Source organism: Streptomyces sp. AJS327 (assembly GCF_013450295.1).
GTDB lineage: Bacteria > Actinomycetota > Actinomycetes > Streptomycetales > Streptomycetaceae > Streptomyces.
Map to the genome: position 1 here is coordinate 210,186 of NZ_SKBR01000004.1, position 24,894 is coordinate 235,079.

General features: G+C 69.5%; 21 protein-coding genes and 4 pseudogenes. 20 read left to right on the forward strand and 5 right to left on the reverse strand.

The genetic code is table 11. The annotated features are described in order from the left end of the window. Positions 1-441 precede the first annotated feature (441 nt). Positions 442-504, forward strand: a pseudogene (locus E0L36_RS28585) (hypothetical protein); the annotation flags it as partial. A gap of 100 nt (positions 505-604) precedes the next feature. Further along, a complete protein-coding gene (locus tag E0L36_RS28590; protein WP_180931648.1) occupies positions 605-907 on the forward strand; it encodes a DUF4158 domain-containing protein in 303 nt (100 codons plus the stop codon). Here the strand turns inward: E0L36_RS28590 and E0L36_RS22810 are convergent. After that, positions 868-1,485 (reverse strand): annotated as a pseudogene (locus E0L36_RS22810) (IS701 family transposase); the annotation flags it as partial. The gene E0L36_RS28590 and the pseudogene E0L36_RS22810 sit on opposite strands and share 40 nt — an antisense overlap. Before the next feature lie 186 nt (positions 1,486-1,671). On the opposite strand from E0L36_RS22810, the gene E0L36_RS22815 reads away from it, so the two are divergent. After that, complete coding sequence (locus E0L36_RS22815) at positions 1,672-2,436, forward strand: GNAT family N-acetyltransferase (RefSeq protein WP_180931170.1); 765 nt, start codon at positions 1,672-1,674, stop codon at positions 2,434-2,436. A gap of 48 nt (positions 2,437-2,484) precedes the next feature. Here the strand turns inward: E0L36_RS22815 and E0L36_RS22820 are convergent, their stop codons facing one another. From E0L36_RS22820 to E0L36_RS22835, 4 genes are all read right to left on the reverse strand, one after another. Then, entirely contained in the window at positions 2,485-3,360 is an 876-nt protein-coding gene (locus tag E0L36_RS22820) for an IS5 family transposase (RefSeq protein WP_180931171.1), read from the reverse strand. 13 nt (positions 3,361-3,373) lie between these two features. Continuing rightward, positions 3,374-4,045, reverse strand: a complete 672-nt coding sequence (locus E0L36_RS22825; RefSeq protein WP_180931172.1) for a hypothetical protein — start codon at positions 4,043-4,045, stop codon at positions 3,374-3,376. Between the two features lie 1,107 nt (positions 4,046-5,152). Beyond that, complete coding sequence (locus E0L36_RS22830) at positions 5,153-5,326, reverse strand: hypothetical protein (RefSeq protein ID WP_180931173.1); 174 nt, start codon at positions 5,324-5,326, stop codon at positions 5,153-5,155. A gap of 71 nt (positions 5,327-5,397) precedes the next feature. Beyond that, a complete protein-coding gene (locus E0L36_RS22835; protein WP_180931174.1) occupies positions 5,398-5,862 on the reverse strand; it encodes a hypothetical protein in 465 nt (154 codons plus the stop codon). Positions 5,863-6,370: 508 nt separating this feature from the next. On the opposite strand from E0L36_RS22835, the gene E0L36_RS22840 reads away from it, so the two are divergent. From E0L36_RS22840 to mobF, 17 genes and pseudogenes are all read left to right on the forward strand, one after another. After that, the gene (locus E0L36_RS22840) at positions 6,371-8,140 is read left to right on the forward strand and encodes a ParB N-terminal domain-containing protein (protein ID WP_180931175.1); all 1,770 of its coding nucleotides are present in this window, start codon (positions 6,371-6,373) and stop codon (positions 8,138-8,140) included. A 66-nt stretch (positions 8,141-8,206) separates the two neighbouring features. Further along, positions 8,207-8,629, forward strand: coding sequence for a hypothetical protein (locus E0L36_RS22845; protein ID WP_180931176.1), 423 nt, complete (start codon positions 8,207-8,209; stop codon positions 8,627-8,629). 132 nt (positions 8,630-8,761) lie between these two features. Further along, complete coding sequence (locus tag E0L36_RS22850) at positions 8,762-9,979, forward strand: hypothetical protein (protein ID WP_258016511.1); 1,218 nt, start codon at positions 8,762-8,764, stop codon at positions 9,977-9,979. A gap of 374 nt (positions 9,980-10,353) precedes the next feature. Further along, positions 10,354-11,454 (forward strand): hypothetical protein, encoded by a 1,101-nt coding sequence (locus E0L36_RS22855; protein WP_180931177.1) that lies wholly within the window; start codon positions 10,354-10,356, stop codon positions 11,452-11,454. Positions 11,455-11,928: 474 nt separating this feature from the next. Then, positions 11,929-12,237, forward strand: a complete 309-nt coding sequence (locus E0L36_RS22860) for a hypothetical protein (protein WP_180931178.1) — start codon at positions 11,929-11,931, stop codon at positions 12,235-12,237. Further along, positions 12,152-12,802, forward strand: coding sequence for a hypothetical protein (locus E0L36_RS22865; protein WP_180931179.1), 651 nt, complete (start codon positions 12,152-12,154; stop codon positions 12,800-12,802). The genes E0L36_RS22860 and E0L36_RS22865 overlap by 86 nt, the downstream gene beginning before the upstream one ends. A 117-nt stretch (positions 12,803-12,919) precedes the next feature. Continuing rightward, the gene (locus tag E0L36_RS22870) at positions 12,920-13,342 is read left to right on the forward strand and encodes a DUF6409 family protein (protein WP_180931180.1); all 423 of its coding nucleotides are present in this window, start codon (positions 12,920-12,922) and stop codon (positions 13,340-13,342) included. 316 nt (positions 13,343-13,658) lie between these two features. Further along, positions 13,659-15,053 (forward strand): DUF3560 domain-containing protein, encoded by a 1,395-nt coding sequence (locus E0L36_RS22875; RefSeq protein WP_180931181.1) that lies wholly within the window; start codon positions 13,659-13,661, stop codon positions 15,051-15,053. A 222-nt stretch (positions 15,054-15,275) separates the two neighbouring features. After that, positions 15,276-15,758, forward strand: coding sequence for a hypothetical protein (locus tag E0L36_RS22880; RefSeq protein WP_258016512.1), 483 nt, complete (start codon positions 15,276-15,278; stop codon positions 15,756-15,758). A 77-nt stretch (positions 15,759-15,835) separates the two neighbouring features. After that, positions 15,836-16,240, forward strand: a complete 405-nt coding sequence (locus tag E0L36_RS22885; RefSeq protein WP_180931182.1) for a DUF6197 family protein — start codon at positions 15,836-15,838, stop codon at positions 16,238-16,240. 45 nt (positions 16,241-16,285) lie between these two features. After that, on the forward strand, positions 16,286-16,684 hold the full coding sequence (locus tag E0L36_RS22890) for a DUF6181 family protein (RefSeq protein WP_180931183.1): 399 nt from the start codon (positions 16,286-16,288) through the stop codon (positions 16,682-16,684). Then, positions 16,681-17,058: pseudogene (locus E0L36_RS28595) on the forward strand (DUF6349 family protein); the annotation flags it as partial. The gene E0L36_RS22890 and the pseudogene E0L36_RS28595, both read left to right, overlap by 4 nt. Then, entirely contained in the window at positions 17,021-17,290 is a 270-nt protein-coding gene (locus E0L36_RS28600) for a DUF6349 family protein (protein ID WP_374705578.1), read from the forward strand. The pseudogene E0L36_RS28595 and the gene E0L36_RS28600, both read left to right, overlap by 38 nt. A gap of 197 nt (positions 17,291-17,487) precedes the next feature. Next, a pseudogene (locus tag E0L36_RS28605) lies at positions 17,488-17,688 on the forward strand (DUF6211 family protein); the annotation flags it as partial. Between the two features lie 121 nt (positions 17,689-17,809). After that, positions 17,810-18,463, forward strand: a complete 654-nt coding sequence (locus E0L36_RS22895; RefSeq protein ID WP_258016513.1) for a hypothetical protein — start codon at positions 17,810-17,812, stop codon at positions 18,461-18,463. Positions 18,464-19,219: 756 nt separating this feature from the next. Beyond that, complete coding sequence (locus E0L36_RS22900; protein ID WP_180931185.1) at positions 19,220-20,098, forward strand: hypothetical protein; 879 nt, start codon at positions 19,220-19,222, stop codon at positions 20,096-20,098. 389 nt (positions 20,099-20,487) lie between these two features. Beyond that, positions 20,488-24,381, forward strand: coding sequence for a MobF family relaxase (gene mobF / locus E0L36_RS22905; protein WP_308416883.1), 3,894 nt, complete (start codon positions 20,488-20,490; stop codon positions 24,379-24,381). Positions 24,382-24,894 lie beyond the last annotated feature (513 nt).

The window sequence follows — 24,894 nt, forward strand, 5'->3', positions numbered from 1 at the left end:
GCCGCCGGCGAACCACCGAACAGTCGACACTCGCCCGAGCGTGCCCACGATGGGCACGCTCGGGCTGGCTGAACAGCCCATCCGAGCTGAGCACCCGCAGTCACTCCGAGTTCGCGCGCTCGGCCAGTTCAGCCCAGGCGGGCGGCACGTGGATACCAGAGTTCACGGATCGACTCGCGGGACAGGAGGTGGCTCCGGTGTGTTCCGGGGCTAAGCCAATTCCTTGGGATCAGCCAGCTCGTCGCGGACGAAGTGGGGATCGGGCCCATTCAGCCCTCGGGGTTCGCGGGCGGACTTCAGGATCAGTTTCCAGGTGGGGCGCGAGTACGGCTTCTCCGTCTGCTCCTGAAGCTGGGGGATCAGTTCGGCGTTCGGGGCGGCGGGGTTCTCGGCGAGGGCCTGGCGGGCGAGGGCGACCCGCTCGCGGTGCCGTGTGAGGCCGTGGAGTACCTGGCCGGGCAGCTCGCCATCACCCACGCCTCGCGCGTGAAGCGGTGCACCGAGCGGCGCTCGACAGCGTTCGAGCACGCGGACGAGGTCCAGAGGCGGTTCAAGTACCGGGACTTCACCGACTCGAAGTGGGGGGCGGGAGTTCCGCAGCTTCCTGTACGGGCGGGCGTGGACGCACGCCGAGGGGCCGGTGGCACTGTTCAACCACGCGGTGCCGTGGCTGCGGAAGAACCGGGTGCTGCTGCCGGGTGTCTCGGTGCTGGCCCGGCAGGTGTCGGAGGCCCGTACGGCGGCCGAGCGGCGCCTGTACGAGCGGTGGCCAGGACGATGGTCCGGGCGGATGCGGCGCGCCCGCGCCGACCTTGGCGGACCTGCTGGTGGTGCCGGAGGGCAGGCGGGTCTCGGAGCTGGAGCGGCTGCGGACTCCGCGGTCACCCACCGGAACGGGATCTTGTAGTCGATCGCGCGGCGGACCATCGCCCTCGCGAGCTGGACCTTCGTGGCGAACTCGACCTCGTCACCGATCCCCGCACCCTGGCAACGCACGCGGTCATCCGTCCATGACCTCGGCAGGTAGAGCGCCCGGTCGATCAACGTCCGGCCCCGCTCTCCCGAGTAGGCGAGGAAGACTCCCACCTGGCAGTTCTCGGTGCGGCCGGCGGTGCCGGAGTACTGGCGCTGGACACCCGCCGACCGCAGGCCCTTCTTCACGAACCCGGTGTCATCCACGATCAGCACACCGCCCGGATCCCCCAGGTGCTCGAAGACGTACTCGCGCACGTCGTCGAGGACCCCGTCCGCGTCCCAGTCGATCCGGTTCAGCAGCCGCTGGATCCGGTCCGGACCGCCATGACCGGCCTCCTCGGCCACCGTCCAGCCGTTCTTGCGTTCCGGCGGCGCCAGCAGACCGCGCATGTACGCGAGAGTCGACTCCCGCGACTCACTCCGCGCGAACCGGCGAGCAAACCGCTTATGCAACCTCGCCAACCCATCCGACCAGCGACCAGCATCAACCTCAGATATCTCCCCACCCATAAACGGACCAACGAGCGAACCCAACGACCGTCACGACAAGCACCGTTGCAGTACTAGGGCGTGTATCGAAAGTGCTGGTCGCCAGCGTGGCACTGTCTAAAATAACATGCGGTCTTCGCTCGGGTCGTGCTGGGATCAGTCGCTATGAATGATTATTTTCCTGTCGAAGCCGACTTGACGGGCAGGATGGAACGGAACCTGGCGGAACACGCCTGTCATCTGCACCGGAGCATGTCCGGTGCGACCGTCGCAGAGACCGGCGATCTCCTGGTCGCGGACAGCGGCCTGGACGACGACACGTTCAACATCGTCGCCGCAGCACGCTTCACCGCCGCCGACGGTACGGCCCGCATCACCGAGACCGTCAGGACGCTGGTCGGCACCGGTCGCAGTTTCTCCTGGTGGGTGGGCCCTACCTCGGCACCGGCTGACCTCACTGCCCGCCTGACGGCGGCCGGTCTGCCGGTGTCCGAACGTGAGACGGCGATGTGGGCCGAACTGGACGACACCCTGCCGCCTCCCGCCGTACCGGGTCTGGAGATCCGGACGGTGACCACGCCCGAACAGCTCGCCGACTACGCCACGGTCCTCGCCGCGAACTGGAATCCACCCGCCGAAACCGTCCGTCACTTCTTCGCCCGGGCCGCTTCGCAGGCACTGGCCTCGGACTGCTCGGCCCGGTACCTGGTGGGCTACGTGGAGAACCGTCCGGTCTGCTCCGCCGAGGTGTTCCACCACGCGGGAGTCGCCGGCATCTACAACATCTCCACCCTGACCGCCCACCGCCGACGCGGCTACGGCGGAGCCATCACGCTCGCGGCCCTCCGCTCGGCCCGCGAGCGAGAGCACCGCATCGCGGTCCTGCAGGCGTCGGCCGACGGCGAGCCTGTTTACCGCCGCCTGGGGTTCCGCGCCTGCGGCCAGTTCGTCGAACATGCCGTCAACGCCTGAACCGCCAAGCCTCCACGGACGGACGTCCGCCATCCCTGAATGATCCGGTCACAGCCACTCATTGATGGCCGCTACGAGGACGGTGGCCTCGCAGCGGCCCGCGAGCTTGTCGTATCTCGTGGCCACAGCCCGGCTACTTTTGAGACGGTTGATACCGCACTCGACGGCATGTCGAGCCTTGTAATCCTCGGCGTTGAACTCCGGCGGTCGGCCACCGCGGGAGCCGCGCTTCTTGCGGTTGCGCGCTTGGTCGGCCTTGTCTGGGATGGTGAAGCGGATACCGCGGCGGCGCAGATAGGCGCGGTTCTTGCGGGAGGCATACGCCTTGTCAGCGCGCACGCGATCGGGGCAGACGCGCGGCCGGCCCGGTCCGAGGCGGGGCACACGGACCTTTTCCAGCGCGGGTTCGAACTGCGGCGAGTCGCCACGCTGTCCTGCCGTGATCACGATCGACATGGGTTTCTGGCCCTGCTCAACCGCCAGGTGCAACTTGGTGGTGAACCCGCCGCGCGACCTTCCCAGCCCGTGATCTCCGGGCTCGGCGAGCACACCGCCCGGCGGTTCCTTCTGCAGGTCACCCCGCTTGCAGGCCCCGGCCGCATGCTGGTGAGCGCGGCAGGCCGTGGAGTCGACGCTCAGGTCCCAGACGATCGCGCCCCTCGCGTCGGCCAGGGATTGAAGCCGAGTGAGGATTCGCTGCCAGGTGCCGTTCCGCTGCCACCGGCGGAACAAGTCGTAGACCCGGCTCCACGGTCCGTACTTGATGGGGACGTCTCGCCACGGCACACCGGTCCGCACGCGGAATCTTATGCCGTCAATCAACTGCCGTCGAGGCCAGACGGGCGGCCGCCCCACCTTCGCGCCCTTCGGCAACAACGGCTCCAGCACTGCCCACTGCTCGTCCGTGAGATCTCCCCGCCCCATGAACCGTGATCATCTATAGCTCAAGATCTACTTTCGATACACGGCCTAGGTGGGAGCGCAGCAGCGCCCACTCGTCGCGTTCGAGGAAGACCATCTCGTCTTCGACCCCGTCGTCCTTACGGGGAAGCCGAGTGCTTGCGCAGGGGTTCTTCGTCCGCAGCGTCCGTTCTACCGCGCTCTGGCAGATGCCGGAGAGCAGCCCGTGCACGTTGCGGATGGTCTTGGGGCTGAGCTTGCGGCGCCTGGTGCCTTTCAGGTCATGTGGGGCGGGCCGCCCGGCCTCCAGATCGTTGACCCAACTGCGTATCAGGTCCGAGGTGAGCCCGCCCTCCCCGTCGTGCATCGAGTAGCTGCGGAACCACGGTGAGAGCTTCTGGCGGACCAGCTTGCGGTACTCCGCCTTGGTGTCGCCCTGGACTCCGGTGAGATGATCGATGTAGCGGAGCGCGAAGGGCTCGAACATCTCGTCCGGCGTACGCACGTTCTCCACGAAGCCCCGGCCGCGCACCCAGCCGGGGGGCCACTGCTGGCCGTGGCCGTCGACGAGGTTCTTGAACCGCTCGGCAGACGGCTCCTTGTCGAAGACCTCGGATGCTCTGCTGCCGCCGCGGGTACCTCCCGCGCGCCAGCGAACGACGTAGCTGAACTGTCCGTCGCGTCTTTGCTTGACCTCGATGTACGCCATGCTCAGAACCGTAGATGAGGGTTCTGTGCCCATTCCGTGCCCACCAGGAGGGTCAAAAAATCCCCCCTGACGAGCGTTTCCGCAGGTCAGAGGGGTTGTAAGAGAGGTGCCCCCAACGGGATTCGAACCCGAGCGCTTGACCTTCCTGGCCTGGGGTTTTGCCGAATTTTTGCGCAGGGGCCTCCTGTTTCCCGTCTCTTCCGTCCCGCTCGATCCGGCTCGATCCGGGGTCCGTGCCCACTCGTGGGCACGGGGCTGTATGTCGTTGTGATTGCAATGTTGCGTGGCTCTGGTGGGCCACTCACTGGGTTCTTGGGCGGACCCGAGCGGAGTTTGCGCAAATGGCGTCGTGCTGCGTCGACCGGTGCTGTATCAAGACCTCCGCCGATCAGAGCGAGTAGAACGGCCTGAGGCGCCCGGGTCGGGGTGGGCACCGGAGCCGGCGACGACGGCCTTCTCGGCGGCGGTGTAGCTGATTGTAGTGAAAACAGGTGGTATCCATCGGTTGTGTCATGGAAAACTGGCTTTTTGGGCAACTCAGCCGGATCGTCTTGGGTCTCGATGAATCCGATGAGGACAACAGTCCGCAGGCGTAGTCACGTCCGGCTGGAGGCGGGCCGGGCATCCACTCGACGGCAGCGGGCTTGCGCACGGCCTCGACTCAGGCCCCCCGGCGAATCGGCCGGTGATCACCCTGTCGTCCAGATCCCCAACGCCCACGCGTAATTACCACAGGCTTTAGGGGTCTACCTGCCTCAGCGGCTCCAGCGACGCGTTGGGTATGTCCGAGTTGTGTTCGCCCAACGCAAGCTGGGTGTGTATCGCTAGGCAGTTGCCCGTAATCGACCCGTCGCACCGAGGATCTGCCAGTGGGCTGTGAGGGTTTCGGCGCCGAGCTGGCCACTCGGCCCTGTTCTCCAATGGGGGTGTCCAGGCGCACGTGCTGGGGCTGACATGAGTGGTATCGCACGCGCGGCAGACGTCAGGCGCTCCGTTCCCCCAGTCGAGGCGTGGGATGGCATCGTGGGCGAGCTGACAGCCGTACAGATGGGCAGGGACCGGGTCCGGCCCGATCGCGAGGCGGCACGGAAACTCGCATGCCCTGTGCTAGATATCTCTTTCCACCAGAACCAACAGTCTGAGGCCGAGGTGTGGTGAAACCTCCACCCAGTACCGGCCGCAGACAGTGTCGCCGGCGAACCAGGCGGCCCACTCCACCGCCGGGACCCGCACGGGCACCGGTTCACCGATCAGAACGAACTGCTCCGGTGCCTCATCCATGGACGGGCACCCTGCCGATCCCATCCGCGACAGTGGGGACAGGTCAGGAACCGGGTCGTCTTCATGCGACATCAGTCCAACTGCTGTCCGGCGCGACGGCTGGGGGCCTCCGAGTCTGGGCGAGACTGACTCGACGCCTCCGTGTGAGGCTTACGTGTCCTGGGGGAGCGGGGGCGCTCGGCGCGGGCTCGCAGCGATTCGATGATCTCTTTCGCGCGAGCGGCGGTAACGGGCTTCGCCTCGCGTTCCAGCTCCTCCGACGGCACGCCCAGCAGCTCCGAGACCAACTCGGCGTCGTTGTCGAACAGCCGCAGAACTACAGCAGCGGCTTCCCGCGCCGTGACGTCGGCCTCCTCCTTCGCCTTGGCCGCCTTCACCGCCGCCTCGTGCGCGGCCAGCGCGTTCGTGGCGGCTATTTCCCGTGTCTTCGCCTTCAGAGCTTCAGCAGCGCGAACCCGTCGCCGCAGCTCCGCCGCGTTTACCGGCCCTGCCGAAGTGGTGCTCAACCGTGCCCCCAGCTTTGTTGGACTGTTCATCGTGCGCACCGTAGGCACAGGCCCGCGGACATCTCGAACCACGGGTTCGTTGGGTGCCGGCCAGGGCGAAAGGCTGCCTCCGGCGGGTCCTCTCTCGGAGGGGGTGGGGGCTGGTCGGTCGGGTGCGGGAGTGTCGTGGTGCGGGTGAAGGCGGGGTTCCTTCCTCGGCCGGACACCCAGGAGGCGTACCAGGAACCCGTTCACGGCGTCCAGGCCGAGCCGCTGCGCGGTCGCTTCGCGAGCCTGGACACCGCGCCCGGAACCCTGGTGTGGCGGAGCTGTCCGACCGAGGAGGGAACCCCGCCCAGGCCCGTTGTGGCCGGGCCCGGCCGGGCGGGTGCGGGTTGGCTGTGGCGGGGAAAGGCCAGGTCGGAGCCTATATCCGGGTTGACTCAACCCTTAGAACATGGTTTAATTAGTTGTATTGGAAGGGGGAGGGCAACCCCCCGACCGACACCCCGCCGGGTCGAACGGCCCGACGAACTCTCACCAGGAAGAAGAAGTACCGATGACGAGCACCAAGACCCAGGTCGGCGTCCAGACCCCTGCCCCGTGGCCGACGTTCACCGTAGCCGAGCTGGCCGCGCACCCCGGCAACGTCCGCGACATCGAGGTCCCGGCCGATCTCCTGGCCGACGTGAAGGACAATGGCGTCGTGGAGCCGCTGTACGTCGTGCGGACCCACGGCGACGTGCCACAGATCATCGACGGGTTCCAGCGGCTGGCCGCCGCCGTCGCCGCAGGGCTGGAGACCGTTCCGGTCACCCCGCGCCCCGTGATCCGGATTGACGCGCTCACCCCGCACCCGAAGAACGCCCGCGAAGATCTCGACCTGAACGCGCCGTTCGTGGAATCGCTCCGCGCCGAGGGGTGCCGCATCCCCGTCAAGATCCAGCGGCTCGACGGCGGAGTCCTCCAGGTCAACGACGGAAACCGCCGCTACCACGCCGCGACGGACGCGGGCCTTACCCACCTGCCGTACGAGTGGGAGGACGACGACCGCGACGCGGCCGGGCAGTTCCTCGACATGATCACGACCGCCCAGCACCGCAAGAGCCTTACGGCGTCCGAGATGAATCAGGCGATGTTCAGCGCCGCCGAGGCGGGCGCGCAGGTCGGCCGTATCGCCAAGGCCGCAGGCGTGCGGCAGAAGGACGTCAAGACGCTGGTCAAGGTCCGGTCGGACGAGAAGCTGTCGGCCGCCGTCACGGGCGCGAGCGGCTATGAGTGGACGTTCGAGCACCTGGCTGCCCTCACGGAATTCGCTGACGACGCCGAAGCGCTTGCAGTGATCACCGAGGCCGCCGCTGAGGACGACGCCGACGAGGGAGACGTTGACTGGGCCATCGCGATCGAGCGGACCAAGCGCGACAAGCGGACCAAGGCCGAGGCCCACCGTGCGGAGCTGGAGGCGGCCGGGGAGAAGATCCGGGATGCCGAGGAGCTGTCCGAGCGCGCCATGCCCGTGTGGCGGCTGCGCGGCGTCAGCGCCGAGGAGCACGCCGAGTGCAAGGGTCTGGTGTGGGTGTTCGACGAGCGGCGGGGCGACCGGTACGAGCCTTACTGCTCCGCCCCGGGCCTGTACGGGCACACGGTGCCCGAGGGCGCTAGCGGCAGCGGCGGCACGAAGACCGCCGCCGAGGTCGAGGCCGAGCGCGCCGCCCGCGCCGCCGTCAAGAAGGGGAACATCGACTGGGACGCGGCCGAGGCCCTGCGTCGGAAGTGGATCACGGACCTGATCAAGCGGCGCAACCTGCCGAAGACCACCACCAACACCCTGATCGGGCACGTGAATAACGCTCTGCTGAACGGTAGTTGGGGTATCTCCGACGATCTGAACAAGGAGGGTACGACCGAGATCCTGGCCGGTTTCCTGGGGCTGAACGCCGAGCAGGCCAAGGACCGGGTCAGCTTCGCCGGGCACGTCGCCAAGGACCCGCGCCGCGCTCCCCAGTTGCAGTTCGCTGCCATCGCCGCCGTCCGGGAGAAGCGCGCGAACCGCTCCGCGTGGCGGACGGACAGCCAGCACGCCCCGTGGGCGCGGCAGCCCACCGGCCGATGGTTCCAGGTGCTGGCGTCCCTGGACTACCCCCTCACGCCCATTGAGCAGTCGGTCGTGGACGGGGAGCCCTACGACCCGTCGAGGAAGAAGCCCCGCGCGATCACGACGGGCGGTGAGCCGGAGACCGAGCAGGAGCCCGGCACCGACGAGGAGACGGGCGAGCCGGAGGCCGAGGAGGCCGACGACCCGGCCAGCGACGACGAAGCCGCCGCCTAACCACCTCAGCCGCCCGACGCCGGGGGCGGGAACCCTCCCGCCCCCGGCCACCCCAGGAGCCCCACAGTGACCCGTGCAGCTCTGTTCGAGACCCACGCCGACGATCACGGTTGCGGATGCGTTCCCGCCCCCGCCGAGCCCGACCCCGGCACCACCGCTGACATCATGCAGGCCCGCGCCATCGCGGGTGGACTTGCAGAGTTCGGCATCGGGCCCGCCCGCTGGTCTGCCGCCTACGACCATCAGGTCGCCGCCGTCGTCCTGCGCGTGGACACCCCGCGCGGACTGTACGCGCTCGCCATCCCGGCCCCCGGCCAGCCGTTCCCCGTCCACTACCGGGGCGAGCGCATCGGTGCGCTGGTCTGCCGCCGCACGTACGGCACCGCCGACAGCTACACCGCCGCCCTGTTCGCCGCGTTCCTGCGCGACCGTGCCGCACTCGACATCCCCGGCCGGGATGCTTGCCCCACACCTCAAAACATGGTTTAATTAAGGGTGTCGGAGGGGGAGGGCAACCCCCCTCCGGCCCACGGGCCGCCATCCGGCCCGACCCCGGCCGCACGCGGAGGGCAACCCGCGAGGCCGGGCCCGCGATTCCTCTCGCCAGAAAGAGCACCCACGATGACCAGCGCAGCCATGCGGTTCTCCATCCCCGCGACCGCCCACTCCCGCGTCCGTCAGCTTGTCGAGGCCACCAACACCCGTGCCGCCGTCCACCACCTCAGCGCGTACGCGCTCGACATCTCCGAGCCGTTCCTTGCCGACTACCGCGACCTTGACGGCCGCGTGATCGGCCAGCGCCCCACCGTCACCGTGACGATCTCCGGTGACATCCCCCGTCACCACGGCTGGACCGTCATCGCCCGCCTGGACCATGACGAGGAGGGCGAGACGATCACCAGCCTGTTCCCTGGCCTGCCCGAGCAGGACGCCGAGGCCGCGCGCCAGTACCGCGCCATCGAGAACTTGTGCCACGGGTGCGCCGTCGCCCGGCACCGCACCGCCACCTACCTTGCCCGCCACGAGAACGGCGAGATGCGGCAGTTGGGCACGACGTGCGTCGAGCCGTACACCGGTCTGCCGATTAAGGGACTTGAGGCCCTGTGGCGGTTCGGCACGCTGAAGGACTCCGATTGGGACGGCGAAGAGGGCGGCATCCCGGCCGATCTCCGCGTCCCGGTGATCGAGGTCCTGCGGGTGACCGCCGCCATCGTGAAGACCGAAGGCCGGTTCTACAGCCGGTCCGAGCAGTGGAAGAACACCATGCCGACCGCCGACGGCGTCGAAGCGTACTTCTTCGACCGCAAGGCCCCGCAGGCGTGGAAGGACGGCATCGACGCCGACCCCGACGCGCCGACCACCGCCGCCGCCGTCCGGGTATGGGCCGTCCAGGGATACGGCAGCCTCTCCGACTACCGTCACAAGGTGGGCCAGTTGGCGAAGGGTGAGACCGTCGACCCGCGCCACCTGCCGACGCTGGTGTCCGCCATCGCAGGTTGGTACCGCGACCAGGAGAAGGAGGCCACCGAGCGGGCCGCCCAGAACTCCCGGCCGCAGGGCACGGTGGGCGAGCGCATCACTACCGCCGCCACCGTCACCACCGTGATCGAGCTGGAGGGCCGGACGTACGGCTACCACACCCAGCGCCGCCGACTGGTGAAGTTCCAGGACAGCGACGGCAACGTGTTCGTCTGGTTCAGCTCCGCCGCCGACGTCCCCGAACAGGGCGACGAGGTCGAGCTGACCGGCACGGTCAAGGACCACTCCATCTACGGCGAGACCGCACAGACCGTGCTCACCCGGTGCCGCGTCTCCGCCCGCGAACCGGTCGCCGCGTAGAAGCAGCCCCGGCCGGGCGGGAGCACCGCCCGGCCGGACCCCGGCCGTCCGGCCGTGGGGTGGGCGGCATCGAGCCGCCCACCCCACGCAGCGCCCACCGCCGTCCGGGCCCCCGCGTCGGCGGCCGGCCCCGGTCACTGGCCCCGTACGAAGGGCGTCCCTCCGGGACGGCTCAGCCTGGCCCGGCTCGCAGTCGCCGGAACGTCCGGGCTGCGGGCGGCCCTCCCGCCCCGTCCGGGCGCCGGGCTAACGGGCGTGCCCTGCGGGCACGACGGCACTGTCCATCGCGCTCCGCGCGGCCACGGGTGGCACCTCCCCCATGGAGAAGCCGTCCGCCGCCGACTGCACCACCGACAGACCCCGAGGAGCACCCCATGCCCGAGAACGTGTGCGTCGTCCAACGTCAGGTCGTCCCGGCAGGAGACCCGTCTCCGCAGACCTGTCTCCAGGTCGCCAGGCAGGCCGCGATCCTCGCCGTCACGGCAGCCGACGACGCCATGACCGCCGTGTGCCACAGCCGAGCCGGTGCCGCCACCCGTCTGGAGGCGGTTATGCACGCGGCCCACAAGGAAGCCGTCGAGGCCGAGAAGTGGGCCGACCGCGCCGAGGAGTACGCCGACGATCCCACCATGCCGAGCAGCGCCTTGCTGTACTGCGCCCGTGAGGCCGTTGACCACGCTGTTCGGGCGCAGTCGGCCGCCGGAGCTGAGACGACGGGCACTGACCTGCGGGCTGAGCTGGAGCGGAAGTTGACAGCGGCCGAGTACGCCGAGCGGGAGACCGAACGCCGTTGTGAAGAAGCCGAGCGGGAGGCCGAGGAGCGCGCTGCCACCGGCATGGACCAGGAGAACCGGGACCAGGCGGCGAGGAACCGGTATCTCGCGGAAGGTCACGTTGCCGAACTCGGCTGGACGGCCGGACACGTCCGGGTGCTGGAGGCGGCCGAGTCCGGACGCTTGTACTGGAGAGACGGGCGAGCCCGGCAGGCAGCACGGCACGGCGTGTGGAACGGTGGCCGGCGGATCAGCCGCGAGCGGACCGAGGCCCTGTTCGCCGCGCGCTTCCTTGTCGCCGTCCGCCAGGAGGACGGAACCCCCGTACTGACGCCAACTCCGATGGGGCAAGCTGCCCTTGAACTGGCTCGCCTCCACCCGGCCGGGCTCCACGACAGCGACCAAGCCGCTTACGAGGCACGGTTCGCCCAAGTCCGGCGACGCCACAAGCGCCGAGACGACCAGAAGGCCGCCGCCCGCGTACTCCCGCCCCTCGATTCCAGTGCGCGGAAGCTGTACCGGAAGCCGCTCCTGCTCACCGAACAGCAGGCCCGCGCCGAGCGCGACGCCGCCGACCGATGGGAGGAGGAAGGTGGCTCTTGCCCCGCGGTGAAAGCGCTGCGCCCGCCGTCCGAGTCGCCCTTGGCCCCGACAAGGTCGTGGTCGGGCGGGAAGTCCGCCGAGCAGGTCACCTTGTGGTGACACTGGCGCCGGCCTCAAAGACTTGATGCCTCCGGCGGGTCCTCTCTCGGAGGGGGTGGGGGCTGGTCGGTCGGGTGCGGGAGTGTCGTGGTGCGGGTGAAGGCGGGGTTCCTTCCTCGGCCGGACACCCAGGAGGCGTACCAGGAACCCGTTCACGGCGTCCAGGCCGAGCCGCTGCGCGGTCGCTTCGCGAGCCTGGACACCGCGCCCGGAACCCTGGTGCGGCGGAGCTGTCCGACCGAGGAGGGAACCCCGCCCAGGCCCGTTGTGGCCGGGCCCGGCCGGGCGGGTGCGGGTCGATGGTGCGGGAAAGAGCAGGTCAGAGTGTGTATCCGGGTTGACCTCACCCTAAGAACATGGTTTAATTAGTGATGTCGAAAGGGGAGGATAATCCCCGACCGGCATCGTGAGGCCAGCCGGCCCTGGATGCCGATCTCTCACCAGGAGGACCGAGATATGCCCCGTAAGCCGAAGATGACCGACGAAGAGCGCCGGGCCTACTCCGCCAAGATGCGCGGCGAAATCGAAGCCGTCATGGATCGTGCGTACGCCGCGATGGTCGCCCGCGAAGACTTCTGGGTCGCCGTCATGCGCACGGCCGCGAACCTCACCCACACGGACCGCGACGACCGCAGCCCCGCCAACTGCATTGCCGTCGCCGCCCAGCATCCCAATGCCACCCACGTACTCAGCTCCGGTGGCTGGCGAAAGCTCGGCCGGCTTCCCGGTCAAGGGCTCTACCTCTCTCCGTATCTGGACCCCGATCAAGCGGCGGCCCGATGAGGGGCGGGAGGCCACGGCCGCAGCCGCCGACGGCGCGCAGCGAGAGGCCGCCGACGAGGCTGCCGGGGGCGAGGCGCGCAAGGTGTCCGGCTTCAAGGCCGGGCCGGTTTTCGACATCAGCCAGACCGACGGCGATGCCTACGAGCCGCCCGCCGCCGCCCCGCTCGCCGTCGAGGTCATCCGTGATGTCCTGGTGAGCCAGTACCGCGACCAGTACCACGAGGACTCCGAGCAGGCCGGGGGGTTCGACTTCGCCCAGGAAGCCCCCGACAACGCCGTCCGCATCCTCCTGTGCGGCCACGCGTGGCGACGCATCACCGAGGCGGACGCACCCCTTCCCGGTCAGCACGCCGCCGAGGTCGCCTCAGCCGCGCATGTGGCCGCGCTCATCCTCGGAATCACTCCCGGCCCGGCCGTCATGCCGCCGCTCGCGGGCATCATCACCGACGGCGGGAAGCCCCCGGTTCACGAGTCCGCCGTACGGGCCATCGAGGCAGGCCGCGCCATCGCCCGCGACGTCAGGGCCGCCGCCGAGCAGCGCCGCGAACTTGCCGTGATCGGTTGACCCGAGGCTATAACGTGGTTTAATTAGTGGTGTCGGGAGGGGGAGGGCAACCCCCCTCCCGACACCCCCGCCGGGGCCGACCGGCCCCGGCGGAACCTCTCACCAGAAGGACACGACATGCTCACCACCGACCAGAAGCCCACCGTCCAGGACTTCCCCACCGCGACGCTCGTGATCGCCGGACCCTGGTTCCGGGGCCACCAGCTCGACACCCGACCGGCCGTCGTCGTCGGCCCGTTCGGAGGGCCGGAGTTCGCGGACGAGGCCACCATGTCCGTGGTCTGGTACTTCACCCTTGGTGCCCCGGAGCCGGGCGACTCCGTGCAGGCGATGTTCCCGCACGAGCTGACCACGCTGGACGACACGTTGGCCACGATGCACCAGGACACGTTCCGCGACATCGTCCGCAACCTGCGCCGGGGCCGGTTTGCCTACGACGACGGGGACGCGCTCCGCGCCGCCGTCCGCGAGGCATGGCGCGAGCGGACCGGACTGGCCGACGCCGACCCGGCCGCGCGGCACACGCTCCACCGCAGCTGACACCAAGGGCCGCCGGTCCGGGGGAGGGCAACCTTCCGGACCGGCAGGCCCCCGAGCACCCCAGCGGACACCCCTTCGGGGCGGCAGGAAAGGTCCGGTGCGTTCACCGCCGCCGGCCGACTCCGCCGACCGACGACGGGCACCGGACCGCAGCGGACGCGCCCCGCGGGGGCGCGACTGCCCCTGTCGCCGCGCAGGCGCGACGACCCGCGAGCCGATCGTCCCTCACGGCCCGCGCCCGTGGTGCAGCGCCGCTGCCAACGCAAAGTCCGCCCTGCGGCCGGACCACAAACTCTCACCAGAAAAGACCAGTTCAATGACTATCGAGATCACCCACACCCGCCGAGAAGGAACCCTGATCGAGGGGACCAGCCGGAGCGACGGATCGGCCGAGATCCTGCGACTCCGCGAGTACGGCCGCACCCAGCGCCAGCCCTTCCGCTGGAGCAGGAACCTTGGCTGCTGGTACCTCCCCCACAGCCGCGACCACGCCACCTACTCCCCCTCGCTCGAACGCCTCGCGCAGCGACTCCGCGTCGCAGGCTTCGAGGTCACGCTGACCATCGACAACGCCGACCGCCGAAGCTTCAGCGAGGCCGAACAGGAGCGACAGGAGAAGGCCGACGGCCGCGCCGATCGGTTCGGTGGGTACGCCGCCAACGCCGCCCAGTCCTCCGAGGCCGCGTGGAAGAAGAGCCAAGACATATCCGAGCGGTTCGCCTTCGGGCAGCCGATCCTCGTGGGTCACCATTCCGAGGGCCGCGCCCGCCGTGATCACGCGCGGATGGACGACGCGATGCGCAAGAGCATCAGTGAGAGCAACCGCGCTTCCCACTGGACCGGCCGGGCGCAGGCCGCCGCGAACTACCAGCAGTTCAAGAAGGACCCCGGCCGCACGCTCCGCCGTCTCGACAAGCTGCGGGCCGACCTCCGCGCGGTCGAGAAGTGGCAGCGCGGCCAGTCCGCCAAGGGGTTCTCCCGGAACCCGGCAGACCCGGAGTTGGAGATCGAGCGTCAGGAGCTGACTGAGGAGATCGCCCACTGGGAGAAGGTCATCGAGGACGCCGAAGCAGAGGGCTTCACGATCTGGTCGCGGGCCGACTTCAAGCGCGGTGACTTCGTTCTCTACCGCGGTACCTGGTACGAGGTCCTGCGGGTCAACCCGAAGTCCGTGACCATCCCGCACATCCACAACAGCCCCGGCAAGCGCATTGTTCGCGCAGCGGACAACCGTCACGACGGTTGGACATGGACCGCCCCGTACTACGGCGTGTCCGGACGTAGGAGCGCCGACGAGATGCAGCAGCCGCCCCAGGCCCCGGCCACCGAACCGCAGGAGATTGCCGAGCAGCCCCCGGCGGTCGAAGAGCCGGTACCGGTCGGGGAGCCGACCGCCGCAGCGGCCCCCGCCGCGGGTGCGAGCTGGTTGGACAGCATGGCGCTGGTGCTGATCGCCTCGAAGAACTCCCCGCGCCGTCGCAAGCGCGCCTTGTGGGCGATGACCCGCCGTGAGGCACAGGCCGTGTGCGGCGACCCCCGTACCTCCGGACGCTCGTACATGCTCACCTGGACCGAGCGACCCGGCGTCGAAGGCACCGACTGGGAATGGGTGCCGGACAACGGGAGCTTGAACCCGGTCCTTTCGGACCTGGGCGTCACCCCGCACCGTGAATGGTCCGCCGCCCCGCAGGCCCCGGCCGAGGCCGCGTAACCACGCCCCCGCCCGCCCCGGCGGCCGAGCGCGCCGGGGCGGGCCTCTCTCTCACCAGAACAGGGCACCACCATGACCACGCAACTCCTCGAATGACCCGCGACCGTCGCCGTCCCCGCCACTGAAGCGGGCAGGCTCATCGTCCCCGCGACCCAGGGCACCACCACCGTCCCGAAGTACCGCGTCGGCGCCCCTGACATCCAGTGCCGATATCCCGTGATCGTGGGCGAAGACCAGGTCATCGGCCGCGCCTACAGGTGGCACCGTGACTGGCTCGTCCTCACCACCGCGGGCGAACACAACCTCCGTCGCCCGCCGAAGGGAACACCGGGTACCGAGATGGCCGCCGCCCATCTCGCGGAGCAGTACGCCGCCGGTCGGATCGGCGCCGTCCCCCTGGACCAGGTCCTCGCCGAGGCCCCCACCCCGCTGTGCGGGCCGGTGCCTCTCCTGCACCCGCGGATGCCGGTCAACGATCGCAACATCGAGGGCGCGCTGACCGCGTTCGCGGGGCTCCGGGCTCACCACTGGCGGGCAGCCCTCACCGGGTTTCCCGGCAGCGACAACCACTGGTACCTCAGCTGCGAGTTGTGCCCGTGGGAGGGCCCGAAGTTCTGGTCGCACTTGCGCGGGCGCAACGGGGGCCGCCGAGCGCGCGCCGTCACAAGGGCGGGTGCATCGGAGAGGACAAGGTCCGCCGACTGATCCCCGCCTACCACTAGCAGCCCGACTGGGGCGGCGGCAGCGCGCCGCCGCCCCTGTCCCTCCCGAAGGACAGCACCGTGCCGACCCGCCACACCCCCGAGAGCATCGTCATCGCGGACACCCCCGCCGCGATCCTGGAATGGGCCGCCCGCCACATCGAACACGTCGGCATCCACCAAGGCCCGCGCCTCTTCGACGGTCCCGGCCGCACCGCCACCCTGCCGTGCTGGCCGCGCGGCGCCCTCCAAGTCGCCGCCGGCCACGGGCGGGGAGCCGCCGGCCGGACGTACGACTGGGACCGCATCGACCGCACACGCGACCAGGCGTTCGCCACCCTCGCAGAAACCCTCGCCGGTCACCCCGTCGACGCCGACGACCCGGGCGCCGCCAAGGTCCTGCACCGCCAGGTCCTCGACCGGTGGAGCGCCGAACCCGGCCGTACCGCCGCCGACGCCGCCCGCGCCGAACACGCCCTGTTCTGACCCCGGACGCCCCGCCAGCATCCTCAACCACCGAAGGCCATCACGATGGACGAGACGACAGAAGACCGCAGCACCACCAGGACGCCCAGCCGCCGAGGAGCCGCCACACCCAGCCGGGACGGCGTCCACCGGCTCAGCGTTCCCCTCCACCCCCGGCTTAGCGCGACCGAGCTGATCCGCGTACTCCTCGCAGCCCCCGGAGAAACCGACCTCTCCACCCTCGACCCCGTAGAAGTCCGGTCGCTCATAGCCGACGTGCTCACGCAGCACGGCTATGACGTGCTCGACCGATCGCCGTACTACCCGGAGCTGGACCGCCACCAGGACGCCCGCCGCGCCGTGCGCCGCGCGTACGGGCCGCGATTCCTCGACGCCCTCGACGAACAGACCGTGCTCGCGGACCCACTCCGCGAAGTGCTCGCCGCCGGAAGCAGGAAACCGTGACGGCCACCGTCCCCGAGCCGACCGGGGCACGGGCGCGGCAGACGTACTACTGGCGAGTGCGCAACGCGCGGACCCGCCACCGGCCCGAGACCGCGGCGCAGGCGTGGCACATCCAGCCCGGACACCCCGGCGGCGCGTACAGCGACTTCGGCCGCGAGCTGTACCCGCCCGCACACCACACCCCGACCCTGCTCTCCCGCAGCCGGCCGACCGGCCGCCGGGGGGAGAAACAGGAGTTCTGCGGCGGGTGCCTCGTGTGCGGGTGGGAAGGTCCCGTGTACTCCGGTGACGGATTCGGAGAGGGAGATAACGAAGCGGTGGAGGAGGCGCACGACCATGCGTTCCCCGGTTGGAGGACGCTGCCGCCGATCACCACGGTCGAGGACCGATGGGGCTGTGCCACGGAGCCGGAGCCGCTGGGCCCAGCTCACCGCCCGCTACCCGGCCGACTGGATCGACCAGGGCGCTCCCGTCGTGGCGTGGAGCCGGTACAGCCGCGAAGCCCACGCTCCTCCGCACGCGGAACGCCCCCGCTACGAACTCCGCATCACCCGGCCATCCGTCGACCGGGGTCGACGCGACGCAGATCAGGGGGCCCTTTTCTGATGACCGCCGTCGTCCGGATCAGGGCCCCGTCCGCTCGACGCAAAGGTGGTTTAATTACTCCGCCGTCAGCGGAGCGGGCAACCTCCGACCGGCCGCGCGTCCCCCAGGACGCCGCGCACCCAGACACCAGATGACGGCCAGCGCACAAGGGCAACAAGGCACTGGCCGTCGGTGTCTCTCACCAGAAAGACCACACCATGCTATGTGACCGACGCCCCCACTGTCCCCAGCCCGGCGACATCGCCCAGCTCACGAGGGGTAACAGCATCGGCGCCGATCCCACCGACAGCTTCGTCATTGTCGAGGACTTCTCGCCGACCGGCCGCCATCTCGTGCTCAACCTGCCCGTCGACCACCCCGGCCGCGCCGACTGGGCCGCTGCCGTCCCCCTCGCCGACATCGCCACCCTCCCCGGCTCGAACCAGTGGGCAGTCGTACGTGGACGCCGACCCAGGACCCGGACGACATCCAGTGGCCGCGCGGAGCGGTCACGACCCCGACCAAGGACAGGAGACGACCGTGTCCCCCAAGACCGGCCGCACGCTCTACTCACGCACAGACCTACGCAAGGTCCACGGCATCAGCGAACCCACGCTTCAGAACCTCTGGACCAACCGGGAGAACAACGGGCACCCGCCCGTCGCGGACACCATCGACGGCGTCATGCACTGGGACGGCGACGCATGGGCGACGTGGCACCACGAGCTTCAGCGGCAGCGCGCTGCCGCCAGCACCACCAACCCGCCGAAGCTCGACGGCGACCCCGAAGAGATGGTGGGCCCTGCCGAGGCCGCGAAGGTCTGCGGCTTCGCTGACTCCGCCACGGTCTCCCACTACGTCAAGAACCCGCCCGAGGGGTGGCCAGAGCCAGACGACTGGGACGTGCTTCCGACCCGTCGGCGCCCGAAGTGGAAGCGGTGGAGGCTGTGGCAGTACCTCGCGGAGCGCAAGGGCCGCGGGCACGCCGGCGGGCGCCCGAAGGGCCGCTGCGGGCTCGCGTACCCGTACCAGGGGGACGAGCGGCTGACCCTCGCCCGGCAGGCCATTGCCGCGAACCCCGGCGCGAAGAACGCCGAACTGATTCCCGAACTCCAGAAGCAGACGGAGAAGACCTACTCACGCCCCACCTGGAATCTGATCCTCAAGTCCGCCCGCGAGAACCCGGGGGAGTGACCCGTGCCCGACACCCGCTGTCCGCGCTGCGGCGGCCCGCTCGGTGAACGGCCCGCACGTTCCCGGCTGACCACCGACCGCGAGGTCTTCATCTGCACGACGTGCGGTACGGAGGAAGCCGTGCGCGAAGCCCAAGGACAGGCGCCGGTGCCGTTCGGCGAATGGCCTCTGAACACATAGCCGTCGGCCAAGAGAGCCACCCGGCGAACATGACGAAGGTCTCCGCTTCAATCGGCAGTCTGGAGCGGGGGCCTTCGCCATGTCACCAGGCGCTGGCGGTTCGGGCAGGGCCCAACCAAGACCGCACGATCCGGCAGCAGAGGCGACGGATCAGCCGCTACGAGCCCTCCGCCGGTCGGGGCCCGCTCCGCCCTCCGGGCGAGCGCTCGGGTGCATAGGGCGAAGTCTGACCACCGGGCCCGAACCGGCCCTCCGCGTCGGTGTCCGATGCGGCTGGCGGCTGCATCCCTCGATGGTCGTGACCAGCGGGGCGAAAGATGCCCCCGCGCGATCGGCGGCCGGATATACAGACCTACCTCGCATCCTCGACGGCCGCGACCCGTAGCCCGCAGCCCTCCGCTGTCGTTGAACACGAGAAACGTCATCGCGGGCGGACACGGAAGGCGATCTCCGATGACAGGACGTACGCCTTCAGGCCCGATTGAGCATCGGGGGCCGACCGAAGCGACAGTAAAGCAGCTCTACGCCACCGCCTTCCGGTGCGGCGAACCCGGATGCAGCAGGCCGCTCTACCGGATGAACAACGAGACCGGGGAGACGATCCTCAACAGCCGCGTGGCGCACATCCACGCGCGAAGCGAGGGCGGTCCTCGCTGGGAACCGCAGATGACGGAGGCGGAGAACCGCAGCGCAGAAAACCTCCTGCCTCTGTGCCTGGAACACGCTGCGGAAATCGATGACACTCCAGCGCATTACCCGGCTGACCTGCTCCGGGAGTGGAAGAGGCAGCAGCTCGCCGAGCATGCCGCGATGCAGAAGGCGTGGCCGATCACTGACGACGAGGCCGCAGAAGTGGTCGAGCAGTCGTTCGGCACCCAGCAGGAGGCAGCCGCCACGGCGGAAGCCGCAGCTGTGGCGGAGGTGGCCCGGTGTGCCGGGCGGCTGCTGGAGATCAGTCGGCGGGAGCGGCCTGCTGCGGCGGACGCGGCCCGTTCCTGGCGAGCGATGAGAGCCTGGTGGAATCGGCAGTTGGGCCCGATCTTTGACCTTGAATCCGGGGAACGGATCACAGGCGATGAGGCGCGGGTTGAGCCGCCGCGTAGGGACACGGAGGAGTGCAAGTCCGCTGTGCGGTCTGCCCTGCGTACGGCAAGGGAGGCTATGGAGCCGGCGGCCCTTGATCTTCTGGCCGAGCTGGGCGCGGTGCGCGCGGTCGCGAAGGGCTTGGCCCCATGGTCCGACTGGGTGGAACGGGAAACGCGGAGTTTGATGAGTGCTGCCGCCCAGTGGGACATGGCTTCCACCGATGACGGTGCGTGGTGCGATGCGGTTTCCGGACTGGAGAGGGCGGCACAGGGTCTTGGTGCGGCCTGGCGCGGGGAGTCCGCCGAATCGCCTCCGCCGCAGCCGCCCGTTTCGCAGCGAGAGGGCCGGGTCAGCTCGCAGACCCAGTGACTCGCCCCGGTGGAAAGCCGATACCCGGAGCAGTGACTGCGAGGCCCAATCGTCGTACCGCCGCAGCGCGTACGCCATCCCAGCCCGCGCACCTCGCACCTCGCACAGAGGTAGCAGTCCAACCGGACATCAGGTTCCAGGAGCCTGATCCGCCCGAGCGACCAGGCCGATCCGAGTGCCCGAGGCTCCCCCTCGTTGATCATGATCTTGAATTAAGAGGACCAAGGTATCGTCACTTCGTGGCGATACAATTGGCCAACTTGGCTGAATTTGACTGAGAGGGGCGGGAGGTGACGGGCCCACTGGGATGGGTGACCATGATCGGCCCGTCCGATGGACAGGTTGAGTATCGCCTTACCGGCGGGCACGGCTGCGGGAAAACCGCCTCGGTGGACGCGTCCCCTCTCGTCGCCGCCGTCGAAACCCAGGCCGTAGCCGCGGGTGTTCCCGTCTCCAGCCTGCTCGGTTCCCGCGAGGCCAAGCGCGCCTTCTTCCGTACCCGCGGACTCCTTCGCAGCAAGGGGGCCGCGCGGTTCACCGGGACCGACGCCTGTGAAGTCGCCGCCGCAGCCGGGCTCGACGCCCGCGTCCTCTACGGCGAACAGGCCCTCTCCTCACCCGACGCCAACGGGCAGGTGGACTACCACCTGGACGCCGGCGAACGCCCCCTCGTGTGGATCGGCAACGGCCTCACGGAGTTCGACATCACACCTGGCAGCGTCCTCGTGCCCGCCCGATTCCAGGCCGCCCGGCGTCTCATGTACGGGGAAGATCCCCGAACCGGTCAGACACTCGTGGAACCCAAGCTGGCCATCGCGCCGGGCGCCAGGCTCCCGGCCGCTTCGCTGGCCCGCGCGGTTCGTCGTGCCGCTGCCGAGCGCGGCGTGAGCCCGCCCTCGCTGCTGGACTCCCAGCGCAAGCGGGACGCTTTCCGCCGGATGGAGAGCCAGCTCAAGCGGTTCGGGGAGTCGCACCGGGTTCCCGTCTCGACGGTCTTGAAGCTCGCCGACGCCGTCGGTATCAACGCGGCTGACCTGTACGGCGAAGAGGTGTTGGAGAAGGCGGTGGTGGCCGAGGCGGGTGGCCATCTGGACGCCCGCGCACTCCTGCGCGCGATCGAGGCCCGCGCCACCGAGACCGGACAGCGGCCCACCGACCTGTTCGACGCCGCGTCGATGAAGCGCCGGTACGCGCAGACCGTGGGCGAAGGCGCACGCCGTCTGCGCGACCTGCCGATGGATGTCCGCGAAGCGGTGACCATGGCCAAGGCGGCTGGGCTCGCGCCCGAAGACGTTTGGGACGCCGAGGAGATCAAAGCCGCTCTCCTCGAAGGCCGTGTGCAGGTCGGCAACTTCGGCGCCGACGTCACCTTGGACCTGGCGAAGTCGAAGTCCGCGTTCCTCGCCTACGCGCCCGCGGAGATCGCCACCCAGGTCGAGAGCATCTACACGGACGCCGGCCGCGAGTCCATAGCGGCCCTGGAGCGGTGGACCGCGTACGCCATGCGCGGCCACCACGGCGACGGTGACGAAGCCAGGACCATGGAGACGAGCGGGTTCTGCGGCTGGATGATGGTCCACCGTGCGGCCCGCCCGGTCGACGGTGCCCCGTACGGCGATCCCCACTTCCACCTGCACTTCACTCTGGCCAACATGGTGCGAGGGAAGGACGGCAAGTGGTCCACCATGGCCAGCGGGGGCCGCGACCTTCACCGGCACGCTCGTGCGACCCAGTCCCTCATGAACGCCCGTATCCGCAGAGAGCTGACCGACAGGTTCGGCATCAGCTTCCGCCGCGACGAGCGCACCGGCGCGTGGGAGATCGCGGCCATCCCCGAGGCCACGATCCGACTGTTCAGCAAGCGAGACAGCCAGGTCCGCGACCTGCTGACCAAGCTGGGCATCGCCTACGACAGCGCCACCACGCGCGAGCGCACGGTCGCCTCGACCGCCTCCAAAGCCGCGAAGAACGGCGAGGCCGCCGGGGCCTCGGATGACGCGCTGCGCGCGTACTGGCAGGCCGAAGGCCGCGCCGCCGGTGACGACCCCGACGCCATCGCCGCTGGTGCGATGGAACAGGAACGACCCCACCACAACCCGGGGTTGGACGAGCTGTGTGCCCAGGTCTTCAACCCAGCGACGGGCTTGACCGCCACCACCAAGGAGTTCACCCACGCCGCCGCCATCGCCGCTGTGCTGGACGCCCTCCCGTACGGCGTCACGGACCTTGCCGAGGCCGAACAGCTCACCAACTCCGTCCTCCAGCACGCCGGGTACGCGATCCAGCTCACCCCCAAGGGTGCCCAGCACTTCACCCACGCCGACCGGTACACCACCGCGGATGTGGTGGACGCTGAAGCACTGATCGTCTCCGAGACCACGAGTCGCCTCAACGAGCAGGCCGCCGTCGTCAGTCCCAACACGGTGGACATGACGCTGTCCGCCGTCGAGGCCCAGCACGGAGGTAGCTTCGCCTTCTCCGACGAGCAACGCGCCGTCCTCCAACGGCTACTCGCGGCCGGGCACGGAATCGATGCGGTGGTGGGCATCGCCGGAGCGGGCAAAACCACGATCATGGACACCGCCCGGCAGGCGTGGGAAGCGAGCGGTCTCGTCGTGGCTGGGGCGAGTACGGCCGCCGTCGCCGCCGCGAACCTCAAGGCCGAGGCGGGCATCGAGTCCCGCACCCTCGCGTCCTGGCTCACCGGTATCCGCAACGCTGGCCCCGGCCTCACCGGAGTGGACGTCCTGGTCATGGACGAGGCCGCGATGTGCGACGACCGCGACATCGCCGAACTCCTCACCCACGCCGCGACGACCCGCACGAAGATCGTCGGAATCGGTGACCCCAAGCAGCTGCGCTCACCCGGTATCGGTGGGTCCTTCGCCGCCGTACACCAGCTCGTCGGCGGCCTCCAACTCACCGAGAACTTCCGGCAGAAGGACATGGCCGAACGCCGGGCACTGGAGCTGTGGCGCGACGACAAACGCGTCGAAGCACTCCGTACCTTCGCGGGTACCGGTCGCGTCCACGCGCTGGAGGACAAGGACGCCACCGTCGCCGCGATGCTCACTGTCTGGGCCGACAAGCGAGCCGCGTACGCCGACGACCACACCGCCGTGCGGCACCTGCTCATGCTCGCCGCCACCAACGACATCGTGGACGACCTGAACCTCGGCGCGCGCGCCCTCCGAAAAGCCCGGGGAGACCTCTCGGGGCCCGAACACACCTACGCGCTCGCCGGCGGACGCGAACTCACCGTCTCTGTGGGGGACCAGGTGCTGTTGCGCGCGAACGACTACCGCTCCCGTATCAGCCACGGCGAGAACCACGACGTCCTCAACGGCTACCGCGGTCTGGTCCGGGCGATCGACGGCGACAGCCGCGTTCTTGTCGAATGGCGGGAGAAAAGCCCGGACGGGCAGCGGGATCAGGCCGAGTGGATCGATGCCGACTACATCGCACTGGGCGGGCTGAGCCTCGGGTACGCGATCACCGGTCACAAGTCACAGGGACTGACCGTCCAGGACGCACTGGTGTACGCACCCGGCGTTCAGGCCAACGCGCTCTACACGATGATGAGCCGTGACACGCACCAATCCCACCTCTTCCTTCCCCTGACCGCCTATGAGACCGACGCCGACCGGGCCCAGGCGGGTCCGGCCCGCACCCGGAAAGAGCGTGTCGATCGCGCTGTCGCAGGTCTCATCCGGGAGGTCGAGTTCGGCGACGAGGAACACCTGATCCTGGCCGAACTACCCCACAACGTCATCCCCCACCACGTTCGTCAGCACGTTCAGCGAGCTGCTGGCACCGAGCCCAAAGACACCCCACGAACCTCGGCTCAGACCATGGCCCATACCGCGTCACACCGAGCCGTTGGGCATCTCCCGCCCATGACCAGCTCACCCGTAGGGTCCTATGCCCACCTCAGTGATGCCGCAGTCCGGGAACGTAACCGCCGCGCTCACGCGGCCGTTCGCGCCGCCCAGCGCGTAGCGACCTCCGGCACCACCCCGGAACAAGGAATCTCGCCACGCGCCGAGTCGAATGAGCGGGAGACCCCGGCGGTTCGTGCCGCGAAAAAGCGAGTCCACTCCCTCGAAGCTGAACTCGCACGACGTTTGGCTCTATCGCCGGAACAGCGCGTCGCGGAAGAAGCGGCACGACGGCACGACCGCTCGTCGCGCCCACCAGCGCGGCCTGCTGCCCGGAGCACCACTGGGTACGAGATCGGGACTCATCCACAGAATCCCGGAAGGGCTTCTTCGCCCACGATCTGATGAGAGACTGCACGCTGGCGCCGTCGTCAGCGTCCGGTGACTGCTCGGTCGTGGAGCCTCGTCCCAGACGGTGATGGGTTGAATGTGCGGGATGTCCGACTCCGGGAAAGTGGGTGAATCGCTGCCCATTCGCCGACGAACACCCAGGTCAAATACCGTATTCCCCGCGCACGCGGGGGTGGCCCCGCGGCGCGTCCGGGGACCGCCCGCCACACCCCGTATTCCCCGCGCACGCGGGGGTGGCCCCAGGTGCGTGCGGTGGGTGGAGACGGTGGCGGCGGTATTCCCCGCGCGCGGGGGTGGCCCCAGAACTGCTCCCCGCGCACACGCGGGGCTCCCGTATTCCCCGCGCATGCGGGGGTGGCTCAGCGTCGATGACTCGGAAGCGAGCGGCATCGAACTCCCCGCGTATGCGGGGGTCGAGGGAGGGCTAGCTGGTTGTCGGCCGCGTCGCGCCGCTGTCCCGTGAGCAGTTCGTCTGTGAACGTGCTCTGGTGCGTGGTGGGGTCGCTG

Excerpts from the sequence above, each read along its gene's own strand:
- E0L36_RS22815 (WP_180931170.1), top strand. The coding sequence starts at position 1,672 with ATGGAACGGAACCTGGCGGAACACGCCTGTCATCTGCACCGGAGCATG.
- E0L36_RS22820 (WP_180931171.1), bottom strand. The coding sequence starts at position 3,360 with ATGGGGCGGGGAGATCTCACGGACGAGCAGTGGGCAGTGCTGGAGCCG.
- E0L36_RS22825 (WP_180931172.1), bottom strand. The coding sequence starts at position 4,045 with ATGGCGTACATCGAGGTCAAGCAAAGACGCGACGGACAGTTCAGCTAC.
- E0L36_RS22830 (WP_180931173.1), bottom strand. The coding sequence starts at position 5,326 with ATGGATGAGGCACCGGAGCAGTTCGTTCTGATCGGTGAACCGGTGCCC.
- E0L36_RS22835 (WP_180931174.1), bottom strand. The coding sequence starts at position 5,862 with ATGAACAGTCCAACAAAGCTGGGGGCACGGTTGAGCACCACTTCGGCA.
- E0L36_RS22840 (WP_180931175.1), top strand. The coding sequence starts at position 6,371 with ATGACGAGCACCAAGACCCAGGTCGGCGTCCAGACCCCTGCCCCGTGG.
- E0L36_RS22850 (WP_258016511.1), top strand. The coding sequence starts at position 8,762 with ATGACCAGCGCAGCCATGCGGTTCTCCATCCCCGCGACCGCCCACTCC.
- E0L36_RS22855 (WP_180931177.1), top strand. The coding sequence starts at position 10,354 with ATGCCCGAGAACGTGTGCGTCGTCCAACGTCAGGTCGTCCCGGCAGGA.
- E0L36_RS22860 (WP_180931178.1), top strand. The coding sequence starts at position 11,929 with ATGACCGACGAAGAGCGCCGGGCCTACTCCGCCAAGATGCGCGGCGAA.
- E0L36_RS22870 (WP_180931180.1), top strand. The coding sequence starts at position 12,920 with ATGCTCACCACCGACCAGAAGCCCACCGTCCAGGACTTCCCCACCGCG.
- E0L36_RS22875 (WP_180931181.1), top strand. The coding sequence starts at position 13,659 with ATGACTATCGAGATCACCCACACCCGCCGAGAAGGAACCCTGATCGAG.
- E0L36_RS22890 (WP_180931183.1), top strand. The coding sequence starts at position 16,286 with ATGGACGAGACGACAGAAGACCGCAGCACCACCAGGACGCCCAGCCGC.
- E0L36_RS28600 (WP_374705578.1), top strand. The coding sequence starts at position 17,021 with ATGCGTTCCCCGGTTGGAGGACGCTGCCGCCGATCACCACGGTCGAGG.
- E0L36_RS22900 (WP_180931185.1), top strand. The coding sequence starts at position 19,220 with ATGAACAACGAGACCGGGGAGACGATCCTCAACAGCCGCGTGGCGCAC.